The sequence below is a fragment of the Candidatus Neomarinimicrobiota bacterium genome, from assembly GCA_018647265.1.
In the GTDB taxonomy this organism is placed as follows: domain Bacteria; phylum Fidelibacterota; class Marinisomatia; order Marinisomatales; family TCS55; genus TCS55.
This window is the reverse complement of sequence record JABGTK010000110.1, coordinates 1-12707: the sequence shown is the minus strand read 5'-3', so window position 1 is coordinate 12707 and position 12707 is coordinate 1. Positions and strand designations below refer to the sequence as shown.

8 protein-coding genes are annotated in these 12707 nt (G+C 38.7%); all 8 read right to left on the bottom strand.

The features are described 5' to 3' along the window. Positions 1-12: 12 nt before the first annotated feature. Complete coding sequence (locus HN459_06245) at positions 13-1734, bottom strand: hypothetical protein (GenBank protein MBT3479049.1); 1722 nt, start codon at positions 1732-1734, stop codon at positions 13-15. Further along, the gene (locus HN459_06240; GenBank protein ID MBT3479048.1) at positions 1731-3278 is read right to left on the bottom strand and encodes a sulfatase; all 1548 of its coding nucleotides are present in this window, start codon (positions 3276-3278) and stop codon (positions 1731-1733) included. The genes HN459_06245 and HN459_06240 overlap by 4 nt, the downstream gene beginning before the upstream one ends. Positions 3279-3286: 8 nt before the next feature. Continuing rightward, positions 3287-3685 carry an LUD domain-containing protein gene (locus tag HN459_06235; GenBank protein MBT3479047.1) on the bottom strand — a complete coding sequence of 133 codons (399 nt, stop codon included), beginning with the start codon at positions 3683-3685 and terminating at the stop codon, positions 3287-3289. Positions 3686-3953: 268 nt separating this feature from the next. Then, the gene (locus tag HN459_06230; GenBank protein MBT3479046.1) at positions 3954-5255 is read right to left on the bottom strand and encodes a sugar MFS transporter; all 1302 of its coding nucleotides are present in this window, start codon (positions 5253-5255) and stop codon (positions 3954-3956) included. Between the two features lies 1 nt (position 5256). Further along, complete coding sequence (locus HN459_06225; GenBank protein MBT3479045.1) at positions 5257-7527, bottom strand: family 20 glycosylhydrolase; 2271 nt, start codon at positions 7525-7527, stop codon at positions 5257-5259. Between the two features lie 10 nt (positions 7528-7537). Beyond that, positions 7538-9478, bottom strand: coding sequence for a sulfatase-like hydrolase/transferase (locus HN459_06220; protein MBT3479044.1), 1941 nt, complete (start codon positions 9476-9478; stop codon positions 7538-7540). A 10-nt stretch (positions 9479-9488) separates the two neighbouring features. Continuing rightward, on the bottom strand, positions 9489-10991 hold the full coding sequence (locus tag HN459_06215; protein ID MBT3479043.1) for an arylsulfatase: 1503 nt from the start codon (positions 10989-10991) through the stop codon (positions 9489-9491). A gap of 57 nt (positions 10992-11048) precedes the next feature. Continuing rightward, positions 11049-12707 (bottom strand): glycoside hydrolase family 92 protein (locus tag HN459_06210; GenBank protein MBT3479042.1); only part of this gene is annotated, 1659 nt, incomplete at its 5' end.

Below are 12707 nucleotides of genomic sequence, written 5' to 3'. Positions count from 1 at the left end.
AAACATTGAATCTTACTTCTGATCCTTATTCACATATTTTTGAATGACTTTTTTCCACTTCAAATATCCCTTGTCACTTAGATGTAATCCATCATGGGTATATTGAGGTTTTAAGAATCCTCTAGAATTGCTGAATGGACCGTGAAGATTAATATATATAACTCCCAATTCTTTGGCCATTGATTTTATATTTTTGTTCACAGCAAGAATTTCATTTTTCTTACTCTTGTGTCCAGAAAACTTTCCCCCAATTGTTGGATTAACAGGAAGTACACTTTGGATATATATTTCTGTTCCGCCTGATACGGATAAAATATTTTCAACGATTTTTCTACAATGATTTGAAACATAAGAGACACTTCTCCCCCTTGCTAAATCATTTGTCCCAATCATTAAAAATATTTTTCGGGGGTTAGAAGATGTGACTTCTTCTAGTCGATTTAAAATGCCATCGGTAACATCGCCGCTAATTCCCCTGTTAATTGCATTTTTATCCGGGAATAATTCCGACCAATGCCCACCTTCTGTTATACTGTTTCCTAAAAATATGATTTCATTTTCTGTATCGGGCTTACTTTCAAAAAGCGCCTTTCGATTGTAGTAATGATTAGAATATTTACGCTGTTGGGGATTTACATATTTATCCGCGCCATCGGTGAGCCATTCTAATGAGAAACTGACAAATACATTTTCAGTATAATCATCTTTTTCAAAGAAAAGCCCTATGTCACCATTATCTAAAACGGTTAAAGAAGAATATGCCGATCCGCCTGGATAAATGGTTTTTCCTTCAGTCCAAGTCTCTCCTTCATCATAGCTCATCCTTACAGTCAAATTTTTTCGGCCCTTTGTCATTTTTGCGTTGGAGAACAATAATCGGTTCTTTTTATAACTATCACTAATCGAAGTGTAACGAATAATACTTCCGTTACACCCGGGATCAATAAGTTCACGTTCTGCTTTTGAAGTCCAAGTTTTTCCTTTATCAGCGGAAATATGTGAATAGCGTATACCAGATTTATTTACACGAGAATTAATCATCCATCGACCATCCTCTAATTCAACAATCTTAGATTCGTCACCTGGCAGGATCGCCGTATCGATCAAATACCAAGATTTACCATGGTCATCACTACCAAAAACATGAAGTCCATTTTTCAAGTTTACGATTGTATGGAGCAGTTTTCCCGAGCGAGTTTGGATACCGCGACCAGAAGTAATAAACTTAAAATCGTGGTGCCATTCCGGCTTGGTGATTTGAGATGTAATATCTACAGGTTCACCCCAGGATGTTCCATTATCTTTACTTTTTACCACATGCAAATAATAGATGTCCTTTTCATTCTCAAAGTCCATGTAATTATAGAATAAAAATATTTCACCTGTAACCTTATCAACGATCATTGAAGGATCAGAAGCGGATAGCCCAAGAGAAAAATCAACTACTGTTTCAACCTTGGACCAAGTTTTTCCATTATCGCTACTCCTTCGTGCAACGATATTGATATCGTCACTTCCCCTCAAATCTGCACAAGATGGAACGCGCTCATCAATGGCTACAATCAAATCACCATTTGGTGCCGTAACAATAGCAGGAATTCGATAACAAGCAACACCTTCAACCATGGAAGTATTAAATAAATCTTGGTATAATGTAATTCCATTTGCCAACTTTGGCTTTTCGTTTTGGGCAAAAGCACAAATGGACAAAAACAGAATAAATATTTTTTTCATAATTGTATTGTTTTCTTATTATTTGATAGGATTTCTAATGGGAATGGAATTTGTATACCTGTTTTCTTATGTGATGGCATTTGTGCATCTACATTAATCAAATAATCGGTTAACTCTTTAGCCAATTCTTTCAACTTTTCCGGTTCTTTTTCCATCAAATTATCTGTTTCGCTAATATCGGCTTTCAGGTTGAATAATTCAAAGCTCTGATCCAAATGATAATAAATCATTTTCCAATCCCCTTTCCGAATTGTGCTGGTTGCACCAATCCCTGGTCCGGAGGGTCCCCATTCATTTGGATAATGCCAGACCAAAGGTCGATCAGTTGATGTTGTAACAATTTGTTTCAGCATTGGTATAAAACTTTGTCCATCTATAGGTTGAACTGTTTCGAAATTCTTGATCCCCGCCATAAATAAAATGGTTGGAAAAAAATCTTCAATAATTAAATAATTATGACTGGTAGATCCCGCGTCAACCACTCCAGGCCATTTCACAATCATGGGCTCACGGATGCCCCCTTCTCTAGCTGATCCTTTTCCACTGGAAAGTGGATAATTATGGGAATGCTTTTCCCCACCACGAGCGACAGCACTTAGGCCACCGTTATCCGACATAAAAATAATAATCGTATTTTGAACAAGATTTTTATCCTCAAGGTAATCCATGAGGTCACCTAAACTTTGGTCCATACTTTCCACCATGGATGCATATTTTGCTTCCGTGGGGTGCAGTCCTTGATCAATATATTTATGAAGAAACCGGTCATCCGATTCAATTGGGGTGTGAACCGTATAATGGGACATATATAAAAAGAATGGTTGTTTGGATTCATAAGCATTGTCCATTACATCTATGGCTTCCATTGTTAACGCTTCAGTAAGGTTTGTTTCTGAACCATGGTATTTCTCAAGTCCAGGCACATCCCAGGTGTTGGTGCCTCCCCGCCATTCAGCGCTGAAATTTCGTTTACCATGATAACTCCCGGGACCGCCTGCTGCATGGCCAGCAATATTTACATCGAAACCGATATTTAATGGATCTGCCGCAGGTGTACCAATGGCACCAAAATGGGCTTTACCAACATGGATTGTTTTATAACCATTTTCTTTAAGGATTGAGGGTAATGTAGTTGCATGGATTGCATTTTTTATGGAAGAGTCAGGCGTGATCCCGTTCATATTCCACCTTGGGAAATCAAGGTCTAGATGGTTCACCTCCATCGGTTGAATCTTATCCTTTTGGAGTGTCCAATTCGTCACCCGATGCCGAGCTGTATTCATGCCTGTCATTAAGCTCACGCGAGTGGGTGAACAAACACTAGTAGCATAGGCTTGGGTGAATTTCATCCCTTCTTTCGCCAACCGCTCCATATTGGGGGTATTGTATCTTTTGTTAAAATGGGTGGTGTCACTCCAGAATGGAACGGACGTATCCTGCCAACCCAAGTCATCTACCAAGAAGAGGACGATGTTGGGTGGGTTAATTTCCTTATTGCAGGAATAAAGGATCAAACTGAACCAAATAATAACAACTTTTTTCATGGAAAACCTTAGGTTAATACCTCCGTGTGAGACCTTGCACCTTGAGCGCCCATTACTGGCTCATGTTCTATGTCTGCAGTCTTTGACGGGCCGGAGATAAAAGTGCCATAGGGCACTTGATTTAAATCAATATTACCATACGCCTCATGCATGTCAGTTACGATAGATTCTCGCTCCAATAAAATGACTAAATATTTCGCAATAAATGATAAGACGCGATGACCCGATTGTTCTACCGTTACCCATATTGCTACATTTTCAGCCACACCGAATAATCCATCAACAACTGCCAATTCCGGTGAATTAAGATTGTGGGGATTAGATATTGTTTCTGGTGTTATTCTTTTTGATCCAAGACTACCAACACAAGAATAAATCATTTTAATATCGGGATATCTATCAGTCATTCTTTCTGTTTCCATTTATCAAAAACCAATCCCGGAAACTTCTTTTGGGCAAATCTCTTTTGAATTATAATCTGTTGCCATTTATACAATTGTTTATCCAAATCAATTTTAACAGGACAAACCGCACCACATGAGTCACATAAGGTTGATGCGAATGGGAGGCTGGCATGTTATTTAGCATTCATGTCCGGGATAGAATTGAACCGATTGTTTCAGGCACTGATTACCCATAACTATGTCCCCCACTTCGTCGATAAATATGATAATATTAGGCTAAATTTTTTGAAGTGGATTTGGCAAAATAATAGATATAACCGTAACAAATAAGCAGTAATAAAAAGGCAATTTTAAATCCTGCTAAGTCCGTACAAAAACCATATAATGGAGGAATGATTGCACCTCCAACAATCATAGTACATAATATCCCTGATGCTTGAGGTTTTAATTCTCCAACATCTTTAATGGACAAAGTAAAAATTGTTGGAAACATAATGGAGTTGAATAGACCAACCGCAAGAATGCTCCACATAGAAATTATCCCAACTGTATTCATGGAGGTAATAATTAGTAGAAGCGCTCCAATCGCAAAAAAGGAAAGTACTTTTGATGGAGAAAAAATCTTGGTTAAGTAGGCTCCAATGAATCTCCCAATCATGGCACCACTCCAATAAAAAGTGACAAATGCTCCTACAATAGCTCTTTTGTCTAGAGAAACTAAATTGGTATTTAGGATATTGCTTGCTATAATGTTCATCCAAGGCGTGCTTTGTATGATGGTGTGCATATCCATATCTATAAAATAATTTACCAAATAACTGCCTATCGCAACTTCTGCACCAACATATACCAAAATAGCAAAAGCGCCCATTACTAATACTTTGTTTTTGAGTACCTCTCGGTAGCCACTATTGCTTACCGCTTTTATTACGGTTGGTAACTTTACAAATGCAAAGAGTACCGCTAAAGCAAGAATGGACATTGAAAGTAATACAAATGGAGATTGTACTGCCACTGCTTCTGATAAATAGTAGGCGGTTTTTTCTAACTCGCTTAGCAGGTTAATTTCTGTTGATGATTTAATGGTATCGCTCAATAAAAAGGAAGCTCCAATTGCAGGAGCAATTGCTGTTCCTAAGGAATTGAATGCTTGTGCTAAATTCAGTCGGCTTGATGCTCCATTAGCATCTCCTAAAACTGCTACAAAAGGATTGGCAGCCACTTGTAAAATAGTCATTCCTCCAGCCAAAATAAAATAAGCCATTAAAAAAATACTGAATGTTCGGAATTCAGCAGCAGGATAAAATAAGAAACACCCCAAGGCCATGGTAAGTAAGCCTAAAATGATTCCTTTTTTATACCCAATTTTGGAAAGGATAAACCCTGCCGGAATAGAGAGTAAAAAGTAAGCCATAAAAAAAGCGAACTGCACTAGCCCAGCTTGAAAATAAGTAAGGGTAAAAATCTCTTTTAATCTGGGGATTAAAAAATCTACTAAAACAGTTATAAAACCCCACAAAAAGAAGAGTGAAGTAAGTGCTATAAATGGAAAAAGGTATTTGTTTTTTGTCATTTTATCTAATTACAATCTCATCCACAAAAAGCCAAGCTTTACCACCCGCTCCGGGATGCCACTCTGGGCAAGTGCCACGATTTTTGGCATGGACCCTAACGTAACGAGCTTTTCGGCCATTCATTTTTGTTTTGAAGTCTTTTAACACTGCTTCTGTTGTTTTTGGTGAAATATCATTATGATCAATATAGACTGTATCAAAATATTTACCATCGGTGGAAAGAGCAAATTCAACTGCCTTTGGCATAAATATCCATGAATTATTATTTTGAAGGAATCGTGCTTCAATAGAATTCAATTCCTTTTCAATCCCCAGGTCAATTACAGCATTAAAATCTGAATATTCAAACCCCTGCCAGGTGCCGTCCCTAAAATTGGTTGATCCTCTTATACCATCCAAGGAACCATATTCACCGGTACCTGAATATTTTGAAGAATATATATTTTTGAGTGAGATGGGGCTTCCCACTCCCAAATGATGATCAATTTTCTGTGTAACAGTTGACCCATATTGACGACCATTTTTAAAAGCAGCCGATTTAAGGGTTGTCGTCTCTTTTACTGTTATCCGATTTTTAAATCTTTTGGAGAGAATTGTGGGTTCATTACTATCAGTTGTATATCGAATACTCAACCCACGCTCTCCAGTTTCAATATTAACAAATATTTGTTTTGTCTTAATATCAAAAGATGGCCGAATAAAAATGGGTCGAGCAACAGAACCATAAGTAACACCTAAATAATCTAGTCTTTCATAATGTGTTTCTACACGATCATAAAATTCTTCATAATCTCGGCCATTTGGATCTGACCATAGCACTTCTGCCATCGCCAACATACGTGGAAACATTTTACTGTCTACCAATTCTTGGGGCGCCCGTTCAGTCCACATATTGCACTCGCCACCGAGAACATGTTTTGATTCTTCTAATGTTAGTTCTTTGGGGATTGGGTTAAAAGTATAAACTTGGCGTAAATCCGTTGTAGAAACATCATAATCGAAGTATGCATGGGAGGTGGGCGACATGATGACATCATGCCCCTGTTTTGCCGCCGCAATTCCCCCTTCAATACCGCGCCAGGATTGCACTGTAGCGCCAGGAGCCAATCCACCTTCTAGGATTTCATCCCATCCAATTACTTGTCGGCCTTTTGAATTTAAAAATTTTTCAATTCGTTTAATGAAGTAGCTTTGCAGTTCATGTTCATCTGTAAGACCTTCATTCTTTATCCGCGCTTGGCATTTAGGACAATCTTGCCATCGATCTTTGGGGCTCTCATCACCACCAATATGGATATATTTTCCTGGAAATAGGTCAATGACTTCTGAGAGAATATCTTCAATAAATGAAAATGTTTGATCATTCCCAGCACAATAGACATCCTTATGCACACCCCAAATGGACGCCACTTCGAAGGGCCCACCTGTGCATGAAAATTGAGGGTAAGCTGCAAGGGCGGCTCTTGAGTGACCAGGGAGTTCGATCTCGGGGATAACATTAATGTGACGGGATTGTGCGTAAGCAACAATTTCTTTCACATCGTCTTGGGTATAATATCCACCATAATTTGAGCCATCGGGCTGGGTTCGCCAAGCGCCAACTTCGGTCAGTTTTGGATATTTTTTTATTTCAATCCGCCATCCTTGGTCTTCTGTTAAATGCCAATGAAGTGTATTCATTTTATGATAAGCCAAAAGGTCAATGTAGCGTTTTATGAAATCTTTTTCCATAAAATGACGGCCGCAATCCAACAGCATTCCACGCCAAGGGAATCGTGGTTTGTCTACAATTTCCACACTGGGAATATTCCATCTAGAATTTCTTGAAGATATATTTTCAATTTCTGTGGGCAGCAATTGCCTAATAGTTTGAATACCCCTGAAAAGCCCTGTTGGTTGATTCGCTTTAAGGGTTATTCCATTTTTCCCCACAGAAAGAATGTATCCTTCCCTTCCTAAAGTATCAGGGGTTGTCACAATGGCCAATTGAATAGCATTGTAATTTTTTTCTTTATTCATCACTTCAACTGCGAAATTAAATCCAGTGGCCGGCGATAAATAATCCGATAATATTTGACCAATATCTGATACGTCTTTATCATTTGGAACTATAATCTTTGTCTGTTTATTCAGCTTAAAATAGTACGCATTCTTTACCATTTGTTGAGGCTTTGGAATAATTGAAATATCCTTCCCTATATTTTTCCCAATAGAATTACGAAAACCAAATGCGGTCACTACCACTATACTAATTATTAATATTTTTTTCATTTTTTCTCGATTATTTAACAACTATTTCATCCAAAAAAAGCCAAGCCTTCCCACCAGACCCGGGATGCCATTCAGGACAGATAGATACGTTTTTTGCCGTTACCTTGATAAATTTTACCAAACTTGAATTTGACACTAAGATTTCTTTGATTTCATGGGAAAGAGAGATTTCAGTACTAAGCAGTTCATTTTTAATCACTTCAAAAGATTGTCCATTTTTAGAAATTTCAATTTTTACTTCTTTCGGAAAAAATATCCATGAACTCTGATTTTGAAGAAAACTGATACTCACTTCATTGATTGGCATCATTTTTCCGAGATCTAAAATAGCTTCAAAATCAACTGATTGATAACCCTGCCAAATTTCATCTCGAAAATTGAGTGATCCCCTTAAGCCATCTATAGTAGCATTTTTTCCACCTGCCGTATATCTGGTGCTGAAAGCATTTTTAATTGTGATATTTTTCCCAATTCCCTTGTGCTTCACATTTCTTTCTTCCGGTGGTCTTTCAGGATCCAACCGTCCCGGTGGACGCACACCATTCCCCTTCGTTTGGGTCAATCGATCTCCCAATTCTTGTCGAGTATTTTGGCCGAATGCTTTTAACCGCGAAACAATATCCGGGTGTTGATTCGCCACATTATTGGATTCACTAATATCATTTTCAAGATTGTATAATTCAATGCCTGCCTTACCCTTGGCATACTTCCCGGGAAAACCATCTTTCCCCGGTTCAACCCCAAGATAAGAACGATATTCATGGGGAAAAGTCAATTTCCATTTTCCCTGACGCACCGCCACCAATTCACCTGCGTAATAATAATTATAATTGTTCCTTGGTGTTTTGTCAGAGTTACCCAACAAATGTGATTTAAAACTTAATCCATCAATCTTTTTCTCTGGGAGATCTGCTCCAGTGATATCTGCAATTGTTGGCAGAATATCAATAGTTGCCGCCAGTTGGTCAGAAATAATACCTTGGGGAATTTTGCCAGGCCAACGCATTATTACAGGGACACGAGCGCCCCCTTCCCACATGGCACCTTTACCTTCACGAAGCGGCAATGCTGAACCAGCGTGTTTCCCATAATTCATCCATGGACCATTATCACTGGTAAAAACAACCAATGTATTTTCATCAAGACCATTGTCTTTGAGTGCTTTTAGGATTTCGCCTACGGACCAATCGATTTCCATCATCACATCGCCATACATCCCCTGTTCGCTTTTTCCTTTAAACTTATCAGAGACACCCAAAGGTACATGGGGCATTGAATGTGGCAAATAAAGAAAAAATGGATTATCCTTATTTTTCTTAATAAAAGATACAGCACGTTCAGTATATCGCGTTGTTAAAGTCCCTTGATCTTCAAGAGTGCGAATCTCACCTATTTTTTTATTATCCTCTATAAGGGGCAAAACGGGATAAAAACTTTTAGTATGTTTTGCATTGATCAAGGATGTTCCATCATAATGGACCGGCCACATATCATTGGAATAAGGTAACCCTAGATATTCATCAAATCCCTGTTGGAGAGGGAGAAATTTTTCATGATGGCCCAAATGCCATTTTCCGAAAATGCCTGTTGCATATCCCTCTTTTTTAAGAATTTCAGCAATCGTTTCTTCATCCGGATTAAGTCCAGCACGAGACGTATGGTTATATGCGCCTTGCACAGAAACCCGTTCAGAATAACATCCCGTAAGTAAGGCAGCACGAGACGCGCTGCACACAGCTTGAGATACATGAAAATCTGTAAATCGCATTCCTTCGGCTGCCATTTGATCTAGGTTTGGAGTTTTGTATCCCTTGGCACCGTAAATACCCACATCCGCATATCCCTGATCATCGGTAAAAATTAGCACAATATTGGGTGGTGTTTCCTTAGCACAAGATGATACCCAAAAAAGGCCCAATAGAAATATTGAATTGATTATTTTTAGATTCATTAATTAACCATTATTGATTCACAAAGGCGTGATATCCTTCCGGCAGGAATGGTGTTTCACCTTCATTCTGCTGGGCGTTCCCAGGTGTACTTCTGCCGTCTTTAATATATTTTGTCATTAGGGCTGTTAAGTGTTTAACAATCTCAGGATTCTTACTCGCTAAATTATTTGATTCTTTCGGGTCATTTTCCATATCATAAAGCTGGATCGGTGGTATATCCATATTCCTAGCCATATTTGGTGTAGGAAAACTCCATCCACCCGAACCAGGACAAAAGTTTAATTTCCATTTATCCCGTCGAATTGAAAAATCTCCATGTTCGGAATGGTGTACGGTAGCTTCCCGAATTGAGTTATTTGTTAATTTACCCATTAAAGCTGGCATTATATTATAACTATCCTCGGCTGAATTGTCAGCAATTTCATAATCAACAATGGAAGCACAAGTTGCCATAAAATCGACAAGGCAAATAGTTTCATCTGATTGTTGGGAATGATTTATCTTTTCCGGCCAACGGACAATAAAAGGAATCCGGTGGCCCCCATCAAATATATCTGCTTTATGTCCACGAAAAACATGGCTGGGATTATGACCCAATTCATCCAATTCTTTAAAATTGGCCATGGGCGAACAGCCATTATCACTGGTGAAGATAATGAGTGTATTGTCTTCAATTCCATTATCTTTAAGGGCATCCATCACTTGCCCCACAACATCATCTACCATAAGGACAAAATCACCATAGGCATTGGTGCCGCTTTTGCCGACAAATTGATTGGAGGGGAGAATCGGTGTATGAGGCGCCGGAAGAGGAAAATATAGAAAAAAGGGATTATCACTTGGAGCGCTTTCATTAATAAAGGAAATTGCTTTTTTTGTCAATTGAGGCAAGACGTCCTCGTGCTTAAAATCATTGCCAATCGGTCCTCTTCGCCAAAAACCCATACCATCATTTTTTTCGATTGTATCAATCTCAGTAGCTGTAGCGTAGTCATTTTGAATATAAACATATGGAGGAATATCCAATGAAGCGGCGATGCCATAAAAATATTCAAATCCCAATTCGTTGGGACCATTTTTAATAGGCCCTTTTAGATTCACAATACCACTCTCATCCTTGTCCCAGTCCAACCCCAAATGCCATTTCCCAACGGCGCCAGTTTTATATCCCTTGCTCTTAAGCATCGATGCAACCGTCATCCGGTCTGGATTGATTACATGTTTATCGTAACTCCATGTGACGCCTTTTTTTAGGATGGATCGCCAAGAGTATCTTCCCGTAAGAATGCCATAACGAGTAGGAGTACACACAGAAGATCCACTATGAGCGTCCGTGAAAGAGATGCCTTCTTTTGCCAGTTGATCAATATACTTAGTTTGAATTTTCGAATTCTCATTCAAGGCGCTCACGTCTCCATAGCCCATATCATCTGCTAGGATATAAACTATATTCGGATATTTTTCTGTCGATTTATTACAAGAAATAATTATCATTCCAAAAACTGCTATCATAAATAAATAAGTAGTTTTTCTAAGGAATAATTGAGGGCGCATGAATTAACTAGACGGTCATCTACTTAGCTGAACTGAGCTGGACATAGAGGGCGGTACACTTTCATGTGAATTCCACAGTGTTTTATTAGGTTCGGGACCCATTATGAATTTCAACTCACCGCCTGCTTTTATATCACCATGGCGGATGAAAGAATGATTTAATTGGGCACCATTTAGGGAAGCAGATTGTATATAAATGTTTTTATCATTATTATTTTCAGCAATAATACTAAACATTTTCCCTCCCCCCACATCAATGGCCATATTTTTAAATAATGGACTTCCAATTACATAAATCCCATTGGCGGGATTGACGGGATAAAACCCCATAGCACTCAGAACGTACCAAGCAGACATTTGTCCACAATCTTCATTCCCGCTAAGGCCATCCGGCTCATCACGGTATTGTTCCGATAAAATCTTTCGAACCATACGCTGTGTCTTCCATGGAACGCCTGCATAATTATATAAATAAGCAATATGGTGACTTGGTTCATTGCCATGGGCATATTGCCCAATCAAACCCGATACATCAGGAGAAACATTTTTACCACGTAATTCAGAATCAACGGTAAACAGTGTATCCAACTTTGCAATAAAAGCTTCTCTAGAGCCAAATAAATTAATCAATCCTTGGGGGTCGTGAGGCGTAAACCAAATGTATTGCCATGCATTGCCCTCGGTATAATCTGAATCAAAATGGTCTACATGAAATGGGTCGAATGGAGAACGCCAGGAACCATCAATATTTTTTCCGCGCATGAAACCGGTCTTCGCATCGAATAACTGGGTATACGATTTCGCACGGTTTGAGAAATATTCATAATCTTTTTGCTTCCCCAATTTTACTGCCACTTGTGCAATGCACCAATCATCATAAGCATATTCCAGCGTGTTTGTTACGGACTGGTTACCATTCTTTCGTCCAAGATTGGTGGGAATAAAACCATATTTCTTATAAGCATCTACATCTCGAATATCCTGCATACCGCTGGACTTCATCGCTTCATAAGCCCGTTCATAATCAAAACCACCAACCCCTTTTTCTATGGCATCGGCGATAACCGGAATAGCATGATAACCAGTCATTGTATTGGTTTCATTTCCTGTCAATTCCCAAACGGGAAGCAATCCATATTTATCATAATGGGCCAACATGGAATTAATAAAATCAGGAATCATCTCCTCATGAGTGATTGTCACCAATGGATGGTAAGCCCGAAATGTATCCCACAGCGAAAAAACAGTATATTGCGTTCTATTTTTTACAGTAGCGGTTTTGCCATCAGGCCCTTTGTATTGGCCATTCAGATCAGAAAAAATGATTGGCGCTAGATTCACATGGTAAAGGGCTGTATAAAATATATTCTTTATATTTTTATCATCTGAAACAACATCAATCTTGTTTAATTGAGTCGCCCACTTTTCGGAAGCGTCTTTATTAATGGCATCAAAATCCCAACTTGGGTTTTCTTCCTCGATACCCTTTATCGCACCCTCAATGCTGGCGGATGAGATACCAACTTTTACCAATAATTCTCGGTCACCCGATAGATTAAAATTAAATTTGGCTTTAGATCTTTTAACAGGCTTCTCTATCCCTTTACCATCCAAAACTTTAATTTCGTCTTTAATGGTAGATTCATTCACAATTGATTTTGAAAATTGTATCGC

Excerpts from the sequence above, each read along its gene's own strand:
- HN459_06245 (MBT3479049.1), bottom strand. The coding sequence starts at position 1,734 with ATGAAAAAAATATTTATTCTGTTTTTGTCCATTTGTGCTTTTGCCCAA.
- HN459_06240 (MBT3479048.1), bottom strand. The coding sequence starts at position 3,278 with ATGAAAAAAGTTGTTATTATTTGGTTCAGTTTGATCCTTTATTCCTGC.
- HN459_06230 (MBT3479046.1), bottom strand. The coding sequence starts at position 5,255 with ATGACAAAAAACAAATACCTTTTTCCATTTATAGCACTTACTTCACTC.
- HN459_06225 (MBT3479045.1), bottom strand. The coding sequence starts at position 7,527 with ATGAAAAAAATATTAATAATTAGTATAGTGGTAGTGACCGCATTTGGT.
- HN459_06235 (MBT3479047.1), bottom strand. The coding sequence starts at position 3,685 with ATGACTGATAGATATCCCGATATTAAAATGATTTATTCTTGTGTTGGT.
- HN459_06215 (MBT3479043.1), bottom strand. The coding sequence starts at position 10,991 with ATGATAGCAGTTTTTGGAATGATAATTATTTCTTGTAATAAATCGACA.
- HN459_06220 (MBT3479044.1), bottom strand. The coding sequence starts at position 9,478 with ATGAATCTAAAAATAATCAATTCAATATTTCTATTGGGCCTTTTTTGG.